This window comes from Micromonospora sp. NPDC049240, from assembly GCF_040647835.1.
Lineage (GTDB): Bacteria > Actinomycetota > Actinomycetes > Mycobacteriales > Micromonosporaceae > Micromonospora.
This window is the reverse complement of record NZ_JBEZCX010000005.1, coordinates 92,447-112,862: the sequence shown is the minus strand read 5'-3', so window position 1 is coordinate 112,862 and position 20,416 is coordinate 92,447. Positions and strand designations below refer to the sequence as shown.

The following is a 20,416-nucleotide window of genomic DNA, read 5'->3' as shown; positions in this document are numbered from 1 at the left end:
GCCGCGAATCCACGGCGGCGATCCGATGGCCGCCGCACCGACGGATCGGCAGGCCGGCGGGCCGGGAGCGTCGCCGAGATCGGCGGACCGGCGGGCCGAGGGGTCGCCCCGCTCAGCGGGAGCGTTCGGGGCCGGCGAACGGCACGGTCGGCTCCACCGTGAGGTCGGCCGGCGCCGGCGGCGCCTCGTCGTCCCGGGCCCGGCGACGTCGCCGGAACGGCCGGTCGTCCGGCGTCTCGTCGCCCGGCGCCACCTCGACACTCGCCCGGTCGGTGGCCCGCCCGGCCAGATGCAGCGCGACCGCCAGCAACACCACCGCGAGGAACGCGGTGACCAGGCCGCGCCCGTGCTCCACCTGGATGTCCCGTTCCACCGGGAAGAAGAGGATGCGACGGGCGAGCGGCTGGAGCGAGGAAGCGGTCGCGACCAGCACGCCGAGCAGCGTCGCCGCGAGGCCCAGCCCGGCGATCCGGGCGTGTTGCCGAACCGCCGGGGCGCCGCGCAGCGCCAGCGCCACCGCGACCGACAGCCCGAGCAGCCCCACGAGGTACGCCGCCCCGAAGCCGCCGATCTCGGCGACGCCACTGGGCAGCCGGAACGTCGTGTTCCCGTCCTCCCCTTCGTCGGGCACCGTGATCACCAGCCACTCGCCGATCAGCGAGGCGAGCGCGGCGACCGCGCCGAGCCCGGCGAGCACCGGCGGCAGGCGATGGTCCCGGCCCAGACCGGCGAGCGCCCGACCGAACCGGCCGGACGGAGCCGCCCCGGTGTCGACGTCGCCCCACTCGACCACCGTGGTGCCGTCGGCGCGGTTGTCCTGCCTGGGAACCGGGGGATCCTGCGACATCGGTCACCCTTCTCCGGTACGCGGGTCTGCGTCGAATCATGGCACAGCCGGCCCCCGGTCACCCGGAGCGCGAGGGGAGCAGGACAGGCGGTGCGGGACGGCCCGCTTTCGGTTAGCGTCGGTGCCATGCCTATCCGTACCGCTTCCGCTCGTTGGCAGGGCAACCTCGCCGAGGGGTCCGGCACCGTCCGCACCGGCAAGGGCGGCCTGTCCGGCAACTACTCCTTCAAGTCCCGGTTCGAGGAGGGTGAGGGCACGAACCCCGAGGAGCTGATCGGCGCCGCGCACGCGAGCTGCTTCTCGATGGCGCTCTCCAAGCAGCTCGCCGACTCGGGCGTCACCGACACGTCGGTGGAGACCACCGCCAAGGTGCACTTCGACAAGACCGACGCCGGCATGACCGTGACCCGCATCGACCTGGAGACCGTCGGCCAGGCTCCGGGCCTCGACGAGGCCGGCTTCACCAAGCTGGCCGAGGCCGCCAAGGAGGGCTGCCCGATCTCCCGGCTGCTCTCCCCGGGCGCCGAGATCACCCTGACCGCCCGCCTGGCCTGACCCGTCCGACGCGGTGAGGGCGCCCCCGGGGGGCGCCCTCGCCGTGCCGCGTGCCGACCGTGAGGGAGGGACCGGCCGCGTGGCCGTGGAGATGAGCCGGGACCGGTTCGAGGAACTGGTCGGCGAGGCGCTCGACGAGGTGCCCGAGGAGCTGCTCGGGCTGATGAGCAACGTGGTCATCCTGGTGGAGGACGACCCACCGCCCGGCGAGAACCTGCTCGGGCTCTACGAGGGGCACGCGCTCACCGCGCGCGGCTGGGACTACTCCGGCGTGCTGCCGGACCGCATCCTGATCTACCGGAACCCGATCCTGGCGATCTGCGACACCGACGACGACGTCGTCGACGAGGTCGCGGTGACCGTGGTGCACGAGATCGCCCACCACTTCGGCATCGACGACGAGCGCCTGCACGCCCTCGGCTGGGGCTGACCGGGTCCCGCCCGACCCCCGCTCGGCCGATCCCCGCGGTTGCGCCCGTCCCCTAACCTGCGGATCAGGCACATCCCGATGCAGGAGGAAACCCGATGCGCAGCGAGCTGTTCTCCGCGGAGAACCTGGAGAAGGAGTCCCAGCAGCCGGGCATGCGGCTGCAGAACTCCAAGATGCTCAAGATCGAGCTGAACGGCGAGGCGATGGCCCGGGTCGGGTCCATGGTCGCGTACCAGGGCCAGGTGCAGTTCCAGGCGCTCGGCTCCGGCGGCATCGGCAAGTTCATCAAGCAGCGGCTCACCGGCGAGGGCGTCCCGCTGATGAAGCTCTCCGGTCGCGGCGACGTCTTCCTCGCCGAGGCCGCCAAGGACGTGCACATCATCGACCTGGAGCCGGGCGACGCGCTCTCCATCAACGGCTCCAGCGTGCTGGCGTTCGACTCCAGCCTCCAGTACGACATCAAGATGGTCAGCGGCATGGGCATGGCGTCCTCGGCCGGCCTGTTCAACTGCGTCTTCACCGGGCACGGCCGGATCGCCATCACCACCAAGGGCACCCCGGTGGTGCTGAACGTGGACGCGCCGACGTACGTCGACCCGCAGGCGGCGGTCTGCTGGTCGGCCAACCTCCAGACCGGCTACCACCGGGCCGAGCAGCTCGGCCTGGGCACGCTGCTCGGCCGCAGCACCGGCGAGGCGTTCACGATGAGCTTCGCCGGTCACGGCTTCGTCGTGGTCCAGCCGTCGGAGGAGCCGCCGGTGGCCGGCAGCGGCGCCCAGCAGCAGCAGGGCGGCCTGCTCGGCGGCCTGTTGCAGTGAAGTCTCCGGGCCGGGTGCGACCCTGGGGGGCGCACCCGGCCCGGTCAGCTCAGCTCGCCGGCACGCAGCCGGGCCAACCAGGCCGCCGCGTCGGCGTAGTCGGCGTCGGAGAGACCGGCCGGCGCGGGCGTCGGCCGGTCGCCCGCCGCCGTGCTCCAGCGGTGCCGGGGGTACGACCCGAGGAAGCGCACGCCGGCGCAGACCCGGTGCAGCCCCTGCAACGCCTCGCCGAGGCGGACGTCGGCGACGTGCCCGGTGCAGTCCAGGAAGAACACGTACCGCCCGAGCGCCTCGCCGGTCGGGCGGGACTCGATGCGGGTCAGGTTCACGCCGCGGACGGCCAGCTCCATGAGCACGGACAGCAGCGCGCCCACCCGGTCGTGCGCGATGTAGACCGCCAGTGAGGTGAGGTCGTCACCGGTCGGCGGCGGGGGCGTCCCGGGGCGGGACAGCAGCGCGAACCGGGTCACCGCGTCGGGATGGTCGGCGATCTTGTCGGCGAGCACGGTCAGCCGGTGCCGGGCGGCGCCGATCGGGGCGCAGATCGCGGCGTCGTACTCACCGGTCGCCGCGCCGGCCGCGGCGGCGCCGTTGGAGAGCACGTCGACCACGGTGGCGTCGGGCAGGTGGTCCCGGAGCCAGCCCCGGCACTGGGTGGACGCCTGCGGATGGGCCGCCACGCTGCGCACCCCGGCCGGCGTCACCCCGGGCCGGCCGGCGAGCACGAACTCGACCGGCAGCACCACCTCCCGGGTGATCACCAACGGGTCGCCCTCGGCCAACTCGTCGAGCGTCACCCCGACCGCGCCGCCGATGGAGTTCTCCAGCGGCACCAGGGCGGCATCCGCCTCCCCGGCCCGTACGGCGTCCAGCGCCTCGCCCACGCTGCGGGCCGGCGTGCGGCTCCCCCGCTCGGCGGCGGGCACGGTGCGCAGCGCCTGTTCGGCGAAGGTGCCCTCGGGACCGAGGTAGACGAAACGGGTCGGCGGTGTTCCGGGCATGGCGACCAGCCTACGCACCCGGGGGACTGTCACAGGCCAGGGTGCGGATGCCCGTGGGCGCGGTGGCGCGTACCTCGACGCCGCACACGTCCGTCCCGGCGGTCACCAGCCTGGGCGTGCCGGACCGGCCGCGCGTGACCACCTGGAGCTCCTCGTGCCCGGAGACCGCCAGCACGGTGTACTGCCAGCCCTCCGCGCACAGCGGCCCGGTCCGTACGGTGATCCGGACGTTGCGGGGCAGCACCCCGGCGGAGCCGCGCAGCATCGCCACGATCCGGTCGCCGGACGGCGTGCCCCGGCAGGGCACGGCGACCGGATCGAGGGCCGGTGGCGTGCGCGCCGGCAGGGACGGGACGGCCGGCACGATCGGGGTCGCGCTCGGCGTGGGAGTAGGCGTGGCCGCCGCCGAGGCGCGGGGAGCGCCGGTCGGGCTGGGCGGCGGGTCACGCAGTTCGGGCGGCGTGCCGCAGGCGGTCAGCGCGAGCAGCACGAGCAACGTCACCGGGGCATGCCGACGGGCGGACGGGGTAGCGGGCACGGGGGATGGTCCTCGACCTCGGGCGAGCGGTCAGAGCACGGAGAAGAACGTGAGCGAGCCGGCCACCGCGGCACCGGTGAGCACCGGCGTGGAGATGGCGTCCACTGTCGTCCCGGCGTCGGAGCCGGGCCCCTGGACCCGGAGCAGGCCACGGGCGAGCCGGCCGGAGAGCAGCGCGAGCAGCGGCGGGATCTTGTCGGTCTCCTGCTCGGTCAGCTCACTCGGGCTGGCGGTGAAGTCGACCAGGCGCAGGCCGCCTTCGAGCAGCGGCCGGCCGACCACGTCCGCCGGGGCGCCCAGGCAGAGCAGGTCGCAGCCGGAGGAGGAGATCGCCACCACGGTCGTGTCGACGTCGATCAACAGGCATGGCTCGGCGGCCCGGGAGACCGTCCCGCACCACTGCGCGAAGTTGTCGGACTCCTGCTCGGTGCATGCCTCCGCCGGGGACGTGAACACTTCCGAGAGTGAGAGCTCGACGTGGGCCACCGCGCCTCCTATGTACACCGACGGTCCGTCCACGCTAGCCGGTCGGCACGACGACCTTCCGGCCGCGCTGCGCTCTCCGGCCGCCGGTGCCGCCCGTGGGGCCGGGATGGCTCAGGTGCCGGGGACATGCGTCGGTGCGGCGGGAGCCCCGGGGGGTGGGCGGCCGGCGACGACGCGGACCGACGAACCGGTCGGGGCGGTGCCGCGGACCGCGTGGCGTCGCCGGAGACGTTACCGGCGGGCGGCCCGCTTGTCAGCGGCCGTTCGGCCCTCGTCATACCACCGGTAGTCGGCGGATGGACGGTACGTGCCGTTCAGCCACGTCGAGGGCGCCTGGGCGACCCGCGACAATTTCTCGGCGGTGGCCGGGCTGATCCGGTTGCCGGCGGCCACGAGCAGCCGGTCCAACTCCCGGTGGGTGGCCATGAGGCAGTCCTTCGGGAGGCCGTAGACGCTGATCACGCCGGAACCGACGAACGTCAGCACCGGCGTCACCGGGATCGGCAGCCCGACCGCGTCGGAGAGCGCCTTGCTGGCCCGCTTGGCGTCCCGGCGCGCTTCGGCCACATAGGGCGGACGCTTGCCGTTGATCTGCACGACATCGCCGGCGACCAGGACCCGGGCCCGGCCGTGGTCGGCGACGGTGACCGCGAAGAGGCCGCTCGGCCCGATCGCGAGGAACCCGGCCCGGTCGGAATCGCCCTGGTCGAACAGCGCGTCGGCCGGGTCCGTCCGGGGCCACTCGATGACGTGCCAGGCGGGACCGAGGTGGTCGAGCTGCCCCAGGGCGCGGGCCCCGGCGGCCTCCAGCCGGCGGGCACCCCGCTCGGCACGGCGGCGGCGGGCCCACTCCAGGGGAGTCGGTCGAGCCGGCTCGAGCGCCGAGGCGTTATCGACCCGGGGATGTGCCGCGGGAGGCGGCAGGGCCCGGGTCGGCACGGCCCGGCGAGCGGGAAAGACAGTCATCGCGACCTCCGGCAAAAGGTCTCTCGAAGTTATGTCTCCACTACCCTACGTTGCACACCCGGGGGTTCGGCAAGTTGGACCGCCGGAGTGAGTGCGGATGAATGCCATATTCATTCACACTTCTTTTCCGGATGGTGCGGAAGCCTGCCCTAGGCTGCGGGGGTGACGCACTACGTGGACAGCGAAGTGGCTCGACTCGGGACGGTACTGCTGCACCGCCCGGGGCCGGAACTCGCCCGCCTCACCCCACGCAACAACGACTCCCTCCTCTTCGACGCTATCCCATGGGTGGGACGGGCGCAGGAGGAGCACGACGCGTTCGCGGCGGCCCTGCGCTCGCGCGGCGTGGAGGTGCTCTACCTGGCCGACCTGCTGGCCGAGACGCTCGCCGTGGCGGACGCCCGGGCCGAACTGACCGAGCAGGTGCTCCGGTCCCCCCGACTCGGCGACACCCTGCGCACCCGGGTCGCCGACCACCTGGCCTACCTCGACCCGGCCGCTCTCGCCGACGTGTTCATGGCCGGGCTCGCCCACGAGGAACTGCGGATCGGCGCGGAACGACCGGGCGGTCTGGTCTGGACGCTGATGGACCGGCACGACTTCGTCATCGACCCGCTGCCCAACCTGCTCTTCACCCGCGACTCGTCGGTGTGGATCGGCGACCGGGTGGGCGTGACCAGCCTGGCCATGCCGGCCCGGCGGCGGGAGACCACGCTCACCGACGCGATCTACCGCCACCACCCGCGCTTCGTCGGCACCGAGTTGGTCTACCACCCCGGGCTGGAGCACCTGGAGGGCGGCGACGTGCTGCTGCTCGCCCCGGGCGTGCTCGCCGTCGGCGTCGGCGAGCGCACCACCCCGGCCGGCGCGGAGCGGCTGGCCCGGCAGGTCTTCGCCGCCGGGCTGGCGCACACCATCCTGGTGGTGCCGATCGCCCAGGAACGCGCCACCATGCACCTGGACACGGTCTGCACCATGGTCGACGTGGACGCCGTGCTGATGTACCCGAACATCGCCAGTGAGCTGTCCGCGTACACCGTCGTCGCCGGCGCGGACGGCGAGCCACGGGTCGACGGCCCGGCGCCGTTCCTGCGGGCCGCCGCCGACGCGATGGACCTCGACCAGCTCCGGGTGATCGACACCGGCCTCGACCCGGTGACCGCCGAACGCGAGCAGTGGGACGACGGCAACAACACGCTCGCGCTCGCGCCACGCCTGTGCGTGGGCTACGAACGCAACGTGGAGACCAACGCGCAACTGGAGCGGGCCGGCATCGAGGTGATCGCCATCGCCGGCTCGGAGCTGGGCTCCGGCCGGGGCGGCCCCCGCTGCATGTCCTGCCCCCTGGTCCGCGAGAAAGGCGGGGCCCCCGCTTAACGCCTCCGGTAGAGAAGGGACCCCTTCTCGCGCGTGAGTGTCAAGAAGGGGCCCGTCCTTGCGCCGGGGCGGTCAGCGGAGGGTGAGCTGGCGGCCGAGCAGGCCCTGCCGGGCCCGGCGACCGGCGGCGTCCAGCGGCTCCCGCTCGGCCAGCGCCTCGGCGTAGCGCTTGGCGAACTCGGCGACCGGACCCTCCCACGCGGCGGCCGGGGTATCCTCCGGCAGGTCCCAGACCGGCGCCAGGCGGCCGTGCGCCCGGAACATGCCGGCGAACCGGGTGTCGTCGCCGAGCGTCAGCGTGCCGGTCGCGCCCAGCCGGGACAGGGCGTCCAGCGCCGCGTCCTCGTCGTCCGGCAGCACCCAGCGCACGTGGGCCTTCTCCGGCACCTGGCACCAGTACGCCGCCCGGGCCGCGTCCAGCTTGACCGTCGGGTAGACCGCCGCGTTGGCCCGCTCCAGGGACGCCTGCACGGTCGGGTCGTCGGTGGCGCCCGGGTCGAGCCAGAACTCGAACCCGTCGTGCATGCTGATCTCCAGCGGCCCGTCCACCAGGATGTCCTGGAGGCGGGGGCCGGGGCCGGGCAGCGGCGGCACGCTCACCTGACCGCCCGGCTCGGTCCGCAGCGCGCAGAGCAGCGCGTCGGCCAGGTCCCGGGAGACGTCGCCGGACTGCTGGTGCCGCTGGAGGCCGATCAGGACCCGGCCGTCCGCCTTGGCCACCGCCGGGGCGGCCATCGGCAGCACGGTGGCCAGGACGACCGGCCGGTCGCCGTACTCCTCGACCAGCTCGGAGGTCAACCGCAGCGGCGCGGACGCGGCCGGCACCAGCTCCCGCAGGGCGATCCACTCCGGCTCGTCGACCAGGCCCTCGAACGGTCGGGGCACGAAGATGTCGCGCACCTTCTCCCGCTTCGGGGTGGCTTCGGTGGCCCGTTGGCTCTTTCGACGCTTGCTCACGGCCAGACAGCCTAGATGGCTCAGGTCCCGCCCGTGGGCCGGACCCGATCAGCCGGTGGCGACCAGGTCCGCCCGGTGCGACCCGGTCGGGTCGAACTCCGCCCACACGCTCTGGCCCAGGCCGTCCCGCTCGACACCCCAGCGGCTGGCCATCCCGGCGACGATGTGCAGCCCGCGCCCGTCGATCGCGTCGGGGGGCGCGACGCGCATCCGCGGGCCGGCGCCGGCACCCCCGTCGGTCACCCGGAGCAGGACGGCCGGCCCCCGGTCGGTGGCCCGCAACCGCCAGGCCACCCGGACCACGCCGCCGGGCAGCGCCTCGGCGTGCCGGACCGCGTTGCCGACCAGCTCGGCCAGGACCGCCACCAGATCCGCCAGCAGCGCCGGGGGTACGACGCCGGTCAGCTCGTCGGCGAGCCGGTGCCGGGCCACGCGCGCGCCGGTCGCGTGGTGGGGCACCACCACGCACCACGACCGTTCCGCCGGTCCCGTCGACACGCCGTTCCTCTCCACCCGGGGACGCCCCGGATCAGCCCCGGGGCAGCCGCACCTCCGCGACCGTACCTCCGCCGGCCCTCGGTCGGAGGGACACCCAGCCGTTCTGCTGTTCCACGATCTGCCGGACGAGATAGAGGCCCAGGCCCGCGCCGGGGTAGCGCCGGCGGTCACCGGACTCGCCCTGCCAGAACCGGTCGAAGGCCCGTTCCACGTGCTCCGGCCGGATGCCGATGCCCCGGTCGGCGACCCGGAACGAGACCGTCCGCTCGTTCGCGTCGGCGCCGATCTCGATCGGCGTGTCCGGCAGTGAGTACTTCCCCGCGTTGGTGCCCAGCTCGGTGAGGACGGTGGTCAGGCTGTGCCGGTCGCCGAGCGCCTTGGGCAGGTCGGCGGGCAGGTCGAGCACGATCCGGTGGCGCAGGTCGGCGGGCAGGTCGACGACCGCCGCCCGCAGCGCGTCGACCAGGTCGAACGGGGCGGCCGGTTCGCCACCGGGGCGGTTCTCGGTGGCGGCGGTGAGCAGTCGGTCGACCAGCCGGGCCAGCTCGTTGGCGCGCTGGCCGATGACCCGGGCGGCCTGCCTCCGGTCGGTGTCGGTGAGCGACTCCCAGTGGTCGGTGAGCGTGTCCGCGTACCCCTTGATCACGGTCACCGGGGTGCGCAGTTCGTGGCTGGTCACCGCCACGAAGAGGTCCCGGTCGTGGTCGCGCCGCTGCTGGTCGGTGATGTCCCGGAAGGTGACCACCCGCAGCGCGGTGGGGCCGGGCAGCTCACCGGAGGTGATCCGCAGCCAGCGGCCGTCCGGCAGCCGATGGTCCAGCACCTGCCCGGGCGGGGGCAGCGGGAACGGCAGCGGCCGGCTCAGCGCCTCGTCCGCCGACCGGCCGGTCACCTGGGCGGCGGCCGGGTTCCAGAGCCGGACCCGCTGGTCGCGGTCGACCACGGCCAGGCCGTCGGCGAGCGCCGCCACGACCGGGCCGTCGCCGTGCACCGGCAGGCCGGTCTGGTCGCCGTACATGTGCGCGATGCAGGCGGCGACGTACCCGACGACGGCGCGCTGCGAGGCGTCCAGCGGCTCGCCGGTCCGGTAGAGGGCGTGCAGGCTGCCGACGGTCAGCCCGGCGATCTCGGCGCGGGCCACGATCATCCGGTGCAGCCCTCGGCCGACCACCTCGTCGGCGAGCGCGCCCGGGATCGCGTCGACCCGGACCTCCCGGATCGGCGGGCCGGCCAGCAGGCAGACGGTGGCCGGGTCGGTGGCCGGCAGCGGGCGGCCGATGACGAACTCGGCGCTGCCGGTCGCCGCGATCACCCGCCCGCCGGCCGGGGTGAACTCCACGAAGACCAGGCCCGCCGCGCCGAGCGCTGGTTCGACCTCCCGGAGCAGGCGGGTGAGCACGGAGAGGCCGGACTCGCCAGAATTGATCATGTGGATCGCGCTCGTGTGGCCGGCGATGAGGGTGGGGTAGTCGGTTCGCTCCGGCATGCCCCGAGTGTGCCGCGCCGGCCGCGCCGGGGACACCCCCTCACCGGGCGACCGGCCCGGGCGGATCGACGGGGCTCACCGGCCCAACCGGGCCAACGCGCGGGCCGGCCGGTCGGTGATCACGCCGTCCACCCCGGCGGCCAGCACGAGTTCCAGGTCCTCCGGTTCGTTCACGGTCCAGACGTAGACCGCGTTGCCGGCGGCCCGCAGCGCCGGGACGAGCTGCGGGCGGGCCCGGACCAGCTCCACCCCCGGGCCGGCGATGCGACTGCCGAAGGGCAGCCGGCCCAGCCGCAGCCAGCGCGGCAGCACCTCCAGCAGCAGCACGGTGGGCAGCGCCGGCGCCAGCTCACGGATCCGGCGTACGGCCAGCGGCGAGAAGGACATCACTGTCACCTGGACCGGATCGTCCGGGCCGGGCTCGGCCAGGCCGTGCCGGCGCAGTAGCTCGACCAGCCGGCGCTCGACGTCGCCCCGGTAGCGCGAGGGGTGCTTCGTCTCGATCAGCAGCCGGACCGGCCGTCCGGCGGCCAGCACCGCGTCGAGGAGCCGTTCCAGCGTGAGCAGCCGGATGTGCGACTCGTCGAGCCGGGCCGCCGCGACCGCCTCCGCCGCGGCGGGGTGCCAGGAGCCGAAGTCGAGCGCCTCCAGTTCGGCGAGCGTACGCGCGCTGACCAGGCCGTGACCGTTGCTGGTCCGGTCGAGTCGACGGTCGTGCACGCAGACCAGGTGCCCGTCGCGGGTCAGCCGGACGTCGCACTCCAGCCCGTCCGCGCCCTCGTCCAGCGCGCGCAGGTAGGCGGCGAGCGTGTGCTCCGGCAGGTCGTACGAGGAGCCGCGGTGGGCGAAGACCAGCGGGTCGGTCATGGCCGGACGTGCCTCAGACGACCCGACCCGGCTGCCCGTCGTCGGTGACCACGGGACGGCCGGCGGCGGCCCAGTCGCCCATCCCGCCCTCGACGTTGCGGACCTGGTCCCACCCGTTACGCAGCAGGTAGCCGACGACCTGCCCGGAGCGGCCGCCGGACCGGCAGATCACCGCCACCTCGCGGTCGTCGGGGATCTCGGCGAGCCGGGCCGGCAGCTCGGTCATCGGCAGGTGGTGGGCGGCCGGCGCGTGGCCGGCGGCCCACTCGTCGTCCTCCCGGACGTCGAGCAGGTAGACGTCGTCGGGCACGGCCGACGCGGGCACGCTGGGAAGTTGGGCTCCGAACACGGATCAGAGCCTAGTCGCCCGGCGGCGTTCAGAGCCGGTTGACCCAGCGCGGGTTGGCGCCGGCCCACTCCGGCACGCGGGTGTCCTGCAACGCGGTGAACAGATCACCGCCGTCGGGGTCCAGCACCACGTACGACACCTGGTCGATGGTCTGCGGGTGGGAGGGCAGCCGGACGCCGCGCAGCGCGTCCGCCGGCAGCGCGCGGAGCGCGAACACCAGTTCGTCCAGGGGTACGCCGTTGGTGTCGACGGTCAGCGCCCCGCCGACCGCGCGCAGCACCCGGTCCAGCTTCACCGGGTCGCCACGCAGGTGCGTCTCGCCGGCCCGGTCGAGCACCGCCCGCAGCATCTGCTGCTGGTGCCGCTGCCGGTCGTAGTCGCCGTTCGGCAGGTCGTAGCGCTGCCGCACGTAGTCGAGCGTCCGGGCCCCGTCCATCTGTTGGCAGCCGGGTTCGAACCGGGTGCCGGTGTGGATCGACCGGACCGGCGTGTCCACGCACATGCGGATGCCGCCGAGCTGGTCGATGACCCGGGTGAAGCCGGAGAAGTCGACGAGCGCGGCGCCGTCGAAGCGGACGCCGGTGAGTCGGGTCAGGGTGGCGCTGAGCAGCCGCGCGCCACCGGAGCCCCCGCCGCCGTGCTCGTACGCGGCGTTGACCTTGTCCTGGCCGCCGGGCCAGCCGGGCGCCGCCGGGACGGCGACCAGCAGGTCGCGCGGGACGGAGATCAGGTACGCCTGCCGCATGCCGGCCGGCACGTGCACGATCAGGATGGTGTCCGAGCGCTGGTCGGCGGCGTCCGCGCCGGGCCGGTGGTCGGAGCCGATCAGCAGGTAGTTGAGGGCGCCGCCCAGGTCCGTCCGCTTCTTCCGGGCGGCCGGGTCGAGCAGTTGCTCCTTGGCCACCGTGCGGTCGTACCGGTGGGTGAGCCAGTGCAGCCCGGCCACGCCGAGCGTGGCGAGCAGGACCAGGGCGAGGCCGCCGCCGAGCAGGAACCGGGGCCAGCGGGCCGGTCGTGGCCGCCCGCGTCGGTTCCGTGCTGGTCTGGACGTGACGATCCCCCCGTGGCGCCGACCTGAGACCCGCTCAGGTCAGGCTACGGGGGGACGGGCCGGCCGGTGCCGGCTTTCGTCACTTCCGGGTGGAGAGGACGGTCGGGTTGGCCACGATGAAGTCGGCCAGCTTGTCGTTCTTGACCGCCTGGAACATGTCCATGGTCGTCTCGTTGAACGTCTCCCGGCCGTTGCTGTTGCCGGCGAACGTCCCGCCGTTGGTGCGCAGCGTGACCAGGTCGTTCCCGCTGAGGTTCTTGAGTGTGAAGATGAAGTCGGCGATCGGCACGCCGCCGGTGTCCAGCACGAACGCCTTCCCGGCGGCCTTCATCAGCGAGTTCAGCTTGATCGGGTTGGTCAGCATGCCGCCGTCGGTGGCCTTCTTGGCCATCGCCTTGATGAGCTGCTGCTGGTTCTGCTGCCGGTCGTAGTCGCTGTTGGGCAGGCCGTAACGCTGGCGGGAGTAGTCGAGCGCCTCCCAGCCCTCCATCTCCTTGCAGCCCTTCTTGTGCACCACCGGCTTGTAGGGCTTGCCGGTCTTCTTCGCGTCCGCGTTCCACATCGGCTTGCCCTCGACCATCGACATGTGGTGCGACGGGACCTCGTGGCTGACGCAGATCCGCACCGTGCCGAGCGCGTCGATGACGTTCTTGAAGCCGCCGAAGTTGATGATCGCGGCACCGTCGAAGCTGATGCCGGTCATCCCCTTGATCGTCTTGGCCATCAACTGGGCGCCGCCCTCCCAGCCGCCGCCGTTCTGCGCGCCGTGGAAGAACGCAGCGTTGATCTTGTCGGTGCCGCCCTTGTAGCCACTGTCCTTGAACGCCGGGATGCGGGCCTCGGTGTCCCGGGGGATCGAGATCAGGTAGGCCTGGTCGTGGCTGGCCGGGATGTGCAGCACGATGATCGTGTCCGACCGGACGTCGTCGGCGGCCCAGCGGGCCCGGGCGTCCACGCCGAGCAGCAGCATGTCGATCGGGCCGTCCAGGCTGTTGCCGCCCTCGGCCTCGCTCTTGCCCGCCTCGCCGAGCAGGTTGCGCTGGGCGATGTTGTTGGTGGCCTGACCGATCACGGCCTTGCTGCCGACGATCGCGACGCCGCTGGTCACCATCAGCACCGCGCCGAGCACCAGGGTGAGCTTCGCCCAGAGCGGGTCCTTGCGCTTGGTGCGCTTCTTCTTCCCGCCACCGCCGCCGGGACCACGGCCGCCGGGACCGGGCTGCGTGGGGATGACCGGGGGAACCCGCCCGGATGATCCGGGTGCCGGTGACTGCGGGCGACGACTGGTCTGGACCGACATGCGTGCTCCAGCTCGGTGATCGGGGGCGGGACCACTTTACGTATCCGTTCCCGTTCTCGCGACCTCCTGAGGCGGGTATTCCCGTCAATCCCGGCCGATGGTGCCGAGATGTGGCCGAACGGGCGAGGCTGCGCGCCCGGTCAGCCGCCGGCGCTGTCGCCCGAATTCTTCTGGTTGGCCGCGACCCAGTCGGCCATCTTGTCCCCGGCGATGGCCTGGTACATCGCCAGCGCCTTCTCCCGGTCGGAGACCACCACCGACTGGCCGTCGACGGTCTGGCCCCCCAGGTTCGGGCTGGTGACGAACGTCAGGTTCTCGCCCCGCAGGCTGCGGAACTGCACCGCCATGTCGGTCAACGAGAATCCCTGGTCGACCGTGACGGCGGCGGTGACCGACTTGAGGAAGTCGTTCAGCTTCTTCGGGTTGGTGAGCGTGCCGGTGCTCGCCGCCTTGTCCATCAGCGCCTTCAGGAACTCCTGCTGGTGGCGCATCCGGGCGAAGTCGCCGTCCGGGAACTGCTTGCGCTGCCGCACCCAGTCCAGCGCCTCGGCGCCGTTCATGTGGTTCACGCCCTTGGTGAACGTCCGGTACGGCTTGTGGATCGAGGTGACGGTGCGCTCCACCTTCAGGTCGACACCGCCCAGCGCGTCGGTGACGTCCTTGAACCCGGCGAAGTCGATGGCCATGACGTGGTCGATGCGTACGTCGGTGAAGCACTCCACGGTCTTCACCGCGAGCGGCAGGCCGCCGAACGCGAACGCCGCGTTGATCTTGTTGCGCGAGCCGGAGTCGCAGGACGCGCCGGCGTTCTCCGGGATCGGCACGTACAGGTCACGCGGGACGGAGACCAGGTAGGCGCGCTTGTGGTCGGCCGGGATGTGCATGACGATCACGGTGTCCGCCCGCCACTTGCCGGCGCCGTCGACCGGGGCGTCCGGGTCCCGCGAGTCGCTGCCCACCAGCAGGATGTTGAACGCGCCGTCGACCTTCTTGGCCGGCCGGCCGCCGGTGATCTCCGAGAACGGATCGGTGCGGGCCAGGTCGTCGTCGAGGTTGTGGGCGTAGAACCAGGCCCCGATCCCGCCGAGCAGCGCCAGCACCAGCACCGCGACGCCGGCCACCAGGCCGATGCGCCCCCAGCGCGGGCGGGGCCGACGCCCCGGCCCACCGAAGCCGCCGCCGCCCGTGCCACCGGGCCCGCCCGGCCCACCCGGACCAGCCGGGCCGCCCGAGCGGGGCGCCTCGTCGTGTGAGGGGTACCAGCGGGTTTCCGTGGCGCGGGCGCGCGCGGTGGCGTCCCGGCCGGAGCCGGGGACCGAGGCGCGGCCCGCACCCCGGTTCAGGGGGCGGGGAAGAGGTGCGCCGGCAGACGAGGTCGCTGACATGTAACCGAGGGTAGGTCGGCCGTTCCACCACCGCCCTCAGGCGCGCGCGGCGCTCAGCCGGCTGACAGCCGGGCTCAGTACCCTAGCCGCTCGCGGAAGTACGCGATGGTGCGTCCGAGGCCGTCTTCGGGCGTCACGCTCGGCTCGTATCCGAGCAGCTCACGGGCGAGCGTCAGGTCCGGGCGGCGCATCTCCGGGTCGTCCGAGGCGCGCGTGATGTAGCTCACCTCGGAGGTGCTGCCGGTGAGTGACACGATCGTCTCAGCCAGTTGTCGCATCGACATCTCGTGCTCGGTGCCGCAGTTGATCGGGCCGGTCTGCGTCGAGTCGAGCAGCAGCAGGATGCCCCGCACCAGATCGTCGACGTAACAGATCGAGCGCGTCTGGTTGCCGGTTCCGTGCACCGTGATCGGCTCGCCGCGCAGCGCCTGGGAGATGAACGTCGGGATGGCCCGGCCGTCGTCCGGCCGCATCCGCGGGCCGTACGTGTTGAAGATCCGGACGATCGCGGTGTCCGTGCCCCGGCTGCGGTGGTACGCCATGGTGGCCGCCTCGGAGAAGCGCTTCGCCTCGTCGTAGACGCTCCGGATGCCGATCGGGTTGACGTTGCCCCAGTACGTCTCGCGCTGCGGGTGCTCCTTCGGGTCCCCGTACGCCTCGGAGGTGGAGGCCATCAGGAACCGCGCGCCGTCGGCGGTGGCGCGCTCCAGCAGCGCCAGCGTGGCGACCGAGCCCACCCGGAGGATCTCCACCGGGAGCTTCTCGAAGTCGGTCGGGCTGGCCGGGGACGCCATGTGCAGGATCGCGTCGAACCGCTCGGTCATCGCCGGGTGGTCGGTCGGCAGGCCGTCGGAGATGTCCGCCTCGACAAGCGTGAACGTCGGCTTCTCCAGCAGGTGGGACACGTTGTCCTTGGAGCCGGTGACGAAGTTGTCCAGCACCACCACCGTGCAACCGCGCTCGACGAGCCGGTCGACCAGGTGGGACGGGACGAAGCCGGCGCCGCCGGTGACGAGAATGCGGTGTCCGGCACCAAACCGCGGGGCAACCTTCATGCCCGCCACCCTATACACGTGAGGCGGGGCCCCCGCCCGTGGCCGGGACCCCGCCTCGCACCGTGTCGGTCAGTGCGCGCCCGCGCCGGTGAGCGAGCGCACCTCCAGCTCCGCGTACTTGTCGTCGTCGCGCTCCTTGGACAGGACCGTGCCGAGCCAGCCGCACAGGAAGCCGAACGGGATGGAGAGGATGCCCGGGTTCGACAGCGGGAACCAGTGCCAGTCGTGGTCGGGGAACATCGCCGTCGGCGCGCCGGAGACGACCGGGGAGAAGAAGACCAGCAGCACGGCGGCGAGCAGGCCGCCGTAGATCGACCACACCGCGCCCGAGGTGTTGAACCGCTTCCAGAACAGGCTGTAGAGGATCGCCGGCAGGTTGCCGGAGGCGGCCACCGCGAACGCCAACGCGACCAGGAACGCCACGTTGAGGTTCTGCGCGAAGATCGACAGTACGATCGAGACCGCGCCGATCACCAGCGCGGAGATCCGGGCGACGTTCACCTCCTGCCGCTCCGACGTCTGCCCCCTCTTGATGACGTTGGCGTAGAAGTCGTGCGCCAGGCTGGACGACGACGCCAGCGTCAGCCCGGCCACCACCGCGAGGATCGTGGCGAACGCGACCGCCGCGATGATCGCCAGTAGTGTCGCGCCGCCCAGGTTCCCGCCGAAGAAGTCCGCGCCGAGCGCCTCGGCGAGCTGCGGTGCTGCGGTGTTTCCGGCCTTGTCCTGCGCGGTGATCGCCTGCCCGCCGACGATCGCCGCCGCACCGAAGCCGAGCGCCAGGGTGAGCAGGTAGAACGCGCCGATGATGCCGATCGCCCAGAGCACGCTCTTGCGGGCCGCCCGCGCGGTCGGCACGGTGTAGAAACGGATCAGGATGTGCGGCAGGCCGGCCGTGCCGAGCACCAGCGCGATGCCCAGCGAGAGCAGGTCCATCTTGCTGTAGAACGTCTTCAGCGCGTCGCCGGGCGTCTCCACGCCGTACCGCAGCCCGGGTTCCAGGAACGCCGCGCCCTTGCCGGAGGCGTCGGCCGCGTCACCCAGCAGCGAGGACAGGTTGAACTTGTACTTCGCGAGCACCAGCAGCGTCATCACCAGCGCGCCGGTCATCAGCAGGAACGCCTTGACGATCTGGACGTACGTGGTGCCCTTCATGCCGCCGACCGTGACGTAGATGATCATCAGCGCGCCGACCAGCACGATGGTGGCCACCTTGGCGGTGTCCGCGTCCATGCCGAGGAACGTGGTGCCCGGCTTGATGCCGAGCAACAGCGCCACCAGCGCGCCCGCGCCGACCATCTGGGCCAGCAGATAGAAGATCGAGACGGTGATGGTGGAGACCGCCGCCGCGGTCCGGACCGGCCGTTGCCGCATCCGGAACGCCAGCACGTCCGCCATCGTGTACCGGCCGGAGTTGCGCAGCAGTTCGGCGACGAGCAGCAGCGCCACCAGCCAGGCGACCAGGAAGCCGATCGAGTACAGGAAACCGTCGTAACCGTAGAGCGCGATGATGCCGGCGATGCCCAGGAAGGACGCGGCGGACATGTAGTCGCCGCCGATCGCCATGCCGTTCTGGAAGCCGGAGAAGGAGCGCCCGCCGGCGTAGAAGTCGGTGGCGGTCTTGGTCTGCCGGCTGGCCCACACCGTGATCGCCAACGTGATCGCCACGAAGATCAGGAACAGCGTGATGGTGAGGTTCCGGGCGGTGGTGCTGCCCGCCTCAGCCGCGAGGACCGTGTTCATGGTTCACCTCCCCCATCTCGGCGCGGATCCGGTCGGCGACCGGGTCGATCCGCCGGTTGGCGAACCGCGAGTAGAGCCAGGCGATGACGAACGTGGAGACGAACTGGAGCAGGCCGAAGACCAGGGCGACGTTGATGTTGCCGACCAGCTTCGTGCCCATGAATCCCCGCGCGTACGCGGAGAGGATGACGTAGAGCGCGTACCACAGGAAGAACGCGACGGTCATCGGGAAGACGAAGCCGCGCAGCGCGCGCCGCAACCCGGCGAACTCGTCCGACCGTTGGACGGCTAGGTACCGTTCCGCCGTCGACTCGGAGGGTGCGGACGCGGGTGTGTCCGTGGACATCTGTGGATCACCACCTTCGCAGGCGTGGGGGATTTTCCGGGCACGCTAGAGAGCGCGCCTCCCGGCGCGAAAGGCTCAGCCTGGCCCCGGGCGACGGCTGCGCCGAACGGCGCCCCCGCTGCGCCCAGTGACCCAGATCACTCCGCTAACCGGTCGGATCCGGGTCGACCGTGAACCCGGACGGAATCCGGCCCGTCGTGGGGGGCACCTTCGGAAGGAGTGCCATGCCAGCGACGAGAGGGCACCTCTACCTGCCCTATGGCGACGACAGCAGCATCCAGGTCGACTACGTGCACAGTGGCCAGAACGCCAGCCGGACGACCGTGCTGGTGCCGTTCGCGGTGGACGACGCCTGGCGCGCGCGGATCGAGGAGGCGGTCCGGGCGAATCACCCCGAGCGCACGGACATCCAGATCAGCAACGCGGCGACCGGCGAGGTCAGGTACGTCGGCCGGCAGCCGACCGAGTCGACCCCCTCCCCGGAACCGGATCAGGTGGTGCGCCCCACCCCGGAGCAGAACAACGACCGCGCCCGGAACATCGTCGGCAACTATCTGACCGGCAGCGACATGTACACCGACGAGCACCGGTCGGTGCTGGCGGACGACAGCCGGGTGCACCACCCCGGCTACAGCGAGTTCGTGTCGCAGGTGGCGGCCAACGACGCCGGCGCGCCCGGGCAGGCGTTCGGGCGGGCCGCGCACGTGGAGGGCATCACCACCCGGGGGCCGGTCGGGGAACGCGACACCTACCTCAACCCGAACAACCACACCGTGTTCGCACAGGCCCACGAGAACTTCCACCGCATCGAGCACCCCAGCCTCCAGGCGCCGGGCAGTCGTCTCACCGACTCCACCGTGGAAGGGATGACGGAATACATGACGCAGTCCGCGACCGGGCTGGACTTCCGGACGGCGGGCCCGCCGGGAGAGCGCGGCTTCACCTATCGGGAGGAGACCCGGACCGTCCGCGACGCGGTACGCGACGGTGGGTACACGAACCAGGACGTCCAGCGTGCCTACCTGCGGGGCAGCGAGAGCCCGACGGAACGGATCGCGCAGGTCCAGAACGGGGACAGGGCCGCGATCGCCCGGATGACCTCCACCGGTGACGCGGGCCGGGCCGGTCCCCCGAGCGTCCGTCCGCCGAGCGGTGGCGCGTCCGGCCCGTCCAACGGCCAGCAGCGCGGCGGCGGGCTCGCCAAGTAGCCCGGTCGGGAACCTCCGGGCCGCTCGTGCCGGAGGTTCCCGACCTAGTCGGTCAGCTCCCGGTAGCGGCCCCGGTAGTGCAGCAGGGGAGCACTCTCGCCGGGGAGGTCGACCGCCTCGATGGTGGCCTCGACCAGCAGACCCCAGCCGTACTCGCGGGCCGCGTCGAGCCGGCAGCCGGCCCAGCCACCGGCGTCCGCCGGCACCGGCCCGTACGGCGTCTCGGTCCAGGCGTCCAGCGCGAACAGCCCGCCGGGCGACGGGAAGAGCCCGGCGAAGCGGTCCGCGAGCTGCCGGTGGCGCGGGCCCAGCGGCGCCACCGCGAACCGTCCGGTGTCCTCGACCGCCGCCCACAGCTCCGACTCCGCGTCGACCAGGCCGAGCAGCCGGTCCGGTTCCCCTTCCGCGACCAGCGTGGAGGAGACGGTGAGCCCGGCCGGGCCGGGCGCGGTCCAGAGCGTCACCGGGGCGGCCAGCCGGCCACGCAGCCGGCGTACCGGCGAGCGCTGCCCGGCCGGCACGGCGAACGGGTCGGTGTGGTGGATCTCGGCACCCGGCTGCTCATGATTCACGTGAAACATTGTGCCGCCCGGGCCCGCGCCCAGCCGAGGAAGCGCCCGTACCGGTCCGTGGCGTCGCTGAGCTGCTCGTTCGCCTCGGGCGAGGAGCCCGCCGGACGCCTGGCGGTCCCTGCTCGCCCACCTCCACCGGGCGCCGCTCGACTGAGCCGCCTACCCTCCGGGGCATGGCTCTCGTACCCCCGCAGAAGCTCGCCCAGGACCGCGTCATCACCGCCGAGGCCATCCTCGGCGGTCAGGTCGACCTGCGCGCCTACCCGCACCGGCACCTGATGGTCATCGCCCGGCACAAGTGGGGCAGCAGCGGCTTCCCGCCGCTGATGGAGGCGGTCGAGCACCTGTCGAACTACGGCTGGGAGTTGGTCAACGTGCTCAGCGTCGGCGACGGTCACCACGTCTACGCCGCGATGCGCCGCACCGTGTAGCGCCTCCTTTCGGCGACGGTCCACGGCCGGAACAATGCACCGGATTTTTTCGTCATAACTCTGAGTCATAATTATGACTCACGGTCATAGTGCGAAAAAGTAGATTGCCGCCGAGCGCCGAGCGCCGAGCGCCGAGCGCCGAGCGCCGAG

The 20,416-nt window shown here is 72.6% G+C and carries 22 protein-coding genes and 1 pseudogene; 6 read left to right on the top strand and 17 right to left on the bottom strand.

Annotation, left to right across the window (positions count from 1 at the left end; translation table 11 throughout):
• Positions 1 to 112: 112 nt before the first annotated feature.
• A complete protein-coding gene (locus tag AB0B02_RS09410; RefSeq protein ID WP_281934033.1) occupies positions 113 to 847 on the bottom strand; it encodes a hypothetical protein in 735 nt (244 codons plus the stop codon).
• 126 nt (positions 848 to 973) lie between these two features.
• On the opposite strand from AB0B02_RS09410, the gene AB0B02_RS09405 reads away from it, so the two are divergent.
• The 3 genes from AB0B02_RS09405 to AB0B02_RS09395 all read left to right on the top strand — a co-directional run bounded on the left by AB0B02_RS09405 (position 974) and on the right by AB0B02_RS09395 (position 2,650).
• Positions 974 to 1,402, top strand: coding sequence for an OsmC family protein (locus AB0B02_RS09405; RefSeq protein WP_281934034.1), 429 nt, complete (start codon positions 974 to 976; stop codon positions 1,400 to 1,402).
• Positions 1,403 to 1,487: 85 nt separating this feature from the next.
• Positions 1,488 to 1,832: a metallopeptidase family protein gene (locus AB0B02_RS09400; protein WP_199199675.1), complete on the top strand. Its 345-nt coding sequence runs from the start codon at positions 1,488 to 1,490 to the stop codon at positions 1,830 to 1,832.
• A gap of 95 nt (positions 1,833 to 1,927) precedes the next feature.
• Positions 1,928 to 2,650: an AIM24 family protein gene (locus tag AB0B02_RS09395; RefSeq protein ID WP_357298634.1), complete on the top strand. Its 723-nt coding sequence runs from the start codon at positions 1,928 to 1,930 to the stop codon at positions 2,648 to 2,650.
• A gap of 44 nt (positions 2,651 to 2,694) precedes the next feature.
• Here the strand turns inward: AB0B02_RS09395 and pheA are convergent, their stop codons facing one another.
• The 4 genes from pheA to AB0B02_RS09375 form a co-directional block, all read right to left on the bottom strand.
• Positions 2,695 to 3,651, bottom strand: a complete 957-nt coding sequence (pheA, locus tag AB0B02_RS09390; RefSeq protein WP_107156447.1) for a prephenate dehydratase — start codon at positions 3,649 to 3,651, stop codon at positions 2,695 to 2,697.
• 10 nt (positions 3,652 to 3,661) lie between these two features.
• Complete coding sequence (locus AB0B02_RS09385) at positions 3,662 to 4,153, bottom strand: hypothetical protein (RefSeq protein WP_357298632.1); 492 nt, start codon at positions 4,151 to 4,153, stop codon at positions 3,662 to 3,664.
• 66 nt (positions 4,154 to 4,219) lie between these two features.
• Positions 4,220 to 4,675, bottom strand: coding sequence for a hypothetical protein (locus AB0B02_RS09380; protein WP_107156449.1), 456 nt, complete (start codon positions 4,673 to 4,675; stop codon positions 4,220 to 4,222).
• 231 nt (positions 4,676 to 4,906) lie between these two features.
• Positions 4,907 to 5,641 carry a hypothetical protein gene (locus tag AB0B02_RS09375; RefSeq protein WP_281934043.1) on the bottom strand — a complete coding sequence of 245 codons (735 nt, stop codon included), beginning with the start codon at positions 5,639 to 5,641 and terminating at the stop codon, positions 4,907 to 4,909.
• A gap of 162 nt (positions 5,642 to 5,803) precedes the next feature.
• On the opposite strand from AB0B02_RS09375, the gene AB0B02_RS09370 reads away from it, so the two are divergent.
• Entirely contained in the window at positions 5,804 to 7,018 is a 1,215-nt protein-coding gene (locus AB0B02_RS09370) for an arginine deiminase (protein WP_357298628.1), read from the top strand.
• Positions 7,019 to 7,090: 72 nt separating this feature from the next.
• Here the strand turns inward: AB0B02_RS09370 and AB0B02_RS09365 are convergent, their stop codons facing one another.
• The 11 genes from AB0B02_RS09365 to AB0B02_RS09315 form a co-directional block, all read right to left on the bottom strand.
• A complete protein-coding gene (locus AB0B02_RS09365) occupies positions 7,091 to 7,975 on the bottom strand; it encodes a DUF5926 family protein (RefSeq protein WP_357298624.1) in 885 nt (294 codons plus the stop codon).
• 48 nt (positions 7,976 to 8,023) lie between these two features.
• Positions 8,024 to 8,440: an ATP-binding protein gene (locus tag AB0B02_RS09360; protein ID WP_281934642.1), complete on the bottom strand. Its 417-nt coding sequence runs from the start codon at positions 8,438 to 8,440 to the stop codon at positions 8,024 to 8,026.
• A gap of 64 nt (positions 8,441 to 8,504) precedes the next feature.
• Entirely contained in the window at positions 8,505 to 9,959 is a 1,455-nt protein-coding gene (locus AB0B02_RS09355; RefSeq protein WP_281934050.1) for an ATP-binding protein, read from the bottom strand.
• Positions 9,960 to 10,034: 75 nt separating this feature from the next.
• Positions 10,035 to 10,826, bottom strand: coding sequence for a glycerophosphodiester phosphodiesterase family protein (locus AB0B02_RS09350; RefSeq protein WP_281934051.1), 792 nt, complete (start codon positions 10,824 to 10,826; stop codon positions 10,035 to 10,037).
• 13 nt (positions 10,827 to 10,839) lie between these two features.
• Positions 10,840 to 11,175 (bottom strand): rhodanese-like domain-containing protein, encoded by a 336-nt coding sequence (locus tag AB0B02_RS09345; protein WP_281934052.1) that lies wholly within the window; start codon positions 11,173 to 11,175, stop codon positions 10,840 to 10,842.
• Positions 11,176 to 11,203: 28 nt separating this feature from the next.
• Entirely contained in the window at positions 11,204 to 12,121 is a 918-nt protein-coding gene (locus AB0B02_RS09340) for an LCP family protein (RefSeq protein ID WP_281934054.1), read from the bottom strand.
• 184 nt (positions 12,122 to 12,305) lie between these two features.
• Positions 12,306 to 13,526 (bottom strand): LCP family protein, encoded by a 1,221-nt coding sequence (locus AB0B02_RS09335; protein ID WP_281934056.1) that lies wholly within the window; start codon positions 13,524 to 13,526, stop codon positions 12,306 to 12,308.
• A gap of 140 nt (positions 13,527 to 13,666) precedes the next feature.
• Positions 13,667 to 14,911, bottom strand: a complete 1,245-nt coding sequence (locus AB0B02_RS09330; protein WP_357298617.1) for an LCP family protein — start codon at positions 14,909 to 14,911, stop codon at positions 13,667 to 13,669.
• Between the two features lie 74 nt (positions 14,912 to 14,985).
• Positions 14,986 to 15,966, bottom strand: a complete 981-nt coding sequence (locus AB0B02_RS09325) for an NAD-dependent epimerase/dehydratase family protein (protein ID WP_357298612.1) — start codon at positions 15,964 to 15,966, stop codon at positions 14,986 to 14,988.
• Positions 15,967 to 16,035: 69 nt separating this feature from the next.
• Positions 16,036 to 17,709 (bottom strand): cation acetate symporter, encoded by a 1,674-nt coding sequence (locus AB0B02_RS09320; protein ID WP_281934061.1) that lies wholly within the window; start codon positions 17,707 to 17,709, stop codon positions 16,036 to 16,038.
• Positions 17,687 to 18,055 (bottom strand): DUF485 domain-containing protein, encoded by a 369-nt coding sequence (locus AB0B02_RS09315; protein WP_091061706.1) that lies wholly within the window; start codon positions 18,053 to 18,055, stop codon positions 17,687 to 17,689. The genes AB0B02_RS09320 and AB0B02_RS09315 overlap by 23 nt, the downstream gene beginning before the upstream one ends.
• Positions 18,056 to 18,279: 224 nt before the next feature.
• Between AB0B02_RS09315 and AB0B02_RS09310 the strand changes: the two genes are divergently transcribed.
• Positions 18,280 to 19,263: a hypothetical protein gene (locus tag AB0B02_RS09310; protein ID WP_357298604.1), complete on the top strand. Its 984-nt coding sequence runs from the start codon at positions 18,280 to 18,282 to the stop codon at positions 19,261 to 19,263.
• A 44-nt stretch (positions 19,264 to 19,307) separates the two neighbouring features.
• On the opposite strand, the pseudogene AB0B02_RS09305 reads toward AB0B02_RS09310, so the two are convergent.
• A pseudogene (locus tag AB0B02_RS09305) lies at positions 19,308 to 19,879 on the bottom strand (flavin reductase family protein); the annotation flags it as partial.
• A gap of 129 nt (positions 19,880 to 20,008) precedes the next feature.
• Here AB0B02_RS09305 and AB0B02_RS09300 point away from each other — a divergent pair.
• Entirely contained in the window at positions 20,009 to 20,266 is a 258-nt protein-coding gene (locus AB0B02_RS09300; protein WP_357298601.1) for a hypothetical protein, read from the top strand.
• Positions 20,267 to 20,416: the final 150 nt, after the last annotated feature.

What these genes read in the sequence shown, in the direction of transcription:
- AB0B02_RS09410 (WP_281934033.1), bottom strand. Translation starts at nt 847, where the DNA reads ATGTCGCAGGATCCCCCGGTTCCCAGGCAGGACAACCGCGCCGACGGC.
- AB0B02_RS09405 (WP_281934034.1), top strand. Translation starts at nt 974, where the DNA reads ATGCCTATCCGTACCGCTTCCGCTCGTTGGCAGGGCAACCTCGCCGAG.
- AB0B02_RS09395 (WP_357298634.1), top strand. Translation starts at nt 1,928, where the DNA reads ATGCGCAGCGAGCTGTTCTCCGCGGAGAACCTGGAGAAGGAGTCCCAG.
- pheA (WP_107156447.1), bottom strand. Translation starts at nt 3,651, where the DNA reads ATGCCCGGAACACCGCCGACCCGTTTCGTCTACCTCGGTCCCGAGGGC.
- AB0B02_RS09375 (WP_281934043.1), bottom strand. Translation starts at nt 5,641, where the DNA reads ATGACTGTCTTTCCCGCTCGCCGGGCCGTGCCGACCCGGGCCCTGCCG.
- AB0B02_RS09355 (WP_281934050.1), bottom strand. Translation starts at nt 9,959, where the DNA reads ATGCCGGAGCGAACCGACTACCCCACCCTCATCGCCGGCCACACGAGC.
- AB0B02_RS09350 (WP_281934051.1), bottom strand. Translation starts at nt 10,826, where the DNA reads ATGACCGACCCGCTGGTCTTCGCCCACCGCGGCTCCTCGTACGACCTG.
- AB0B02_RS09335 (WP_281934056.1), bottom strand. Translation starts at nt 13,526, where the DNA reads ATGTCGGTCCAGACCAGTCGTCGCCCGCAGTCACCGGCACCCGGATCA.
- AB0B02_RS09330 (WP_357298617.1), bottom strand. Translation starts at nt 14,911, where the DNA reads ATGTCAGCGACCTCGTCTGCCGGCGCACCTCTTCCCCGCCCCCTGAAC.
- AB0B02_RS09325 (WP_357298612.1), bottom strand. Translation starts at nt 15,966, where the DNA reads ATGAAGGTTGCCCCGCGGTTTGGTGCCGGACACCGCATTCTCGTCACC.
- AB0B02_RS09320 (WP_281934061.1), bottom strand. Translation starts at nt 17,709, where the DNA reads ATGAACACGGTCCTCGCGGCTGAGGCGGGCAGCACCACCGCCCGGAAC.
- AB0B02_RS09315 (WP_091061706.1), bottom strand. Translation starts at nt 18,055, where the DNA reads ATGTCCACGGACACACCCGCGTCCGCACCCTCCGAGTCGACGGCGGAA.
- AB0B02_RS09310 (WP_357298604.1), top strand. Translation starts at nt 18,280, where the DNA reads ATGCCAGCGACGAGAGGGCACCTCTACCTGCCCTATGGCGACGACAGC.
- AB0B02_RS09300 (WP_357298601.1), top strand. Translation starts at nt 20,009, where the DNA reads ATGGCTCTCGTACCCCCGCAGAAGCTCGCCCAGGACCGCGTCATCACC.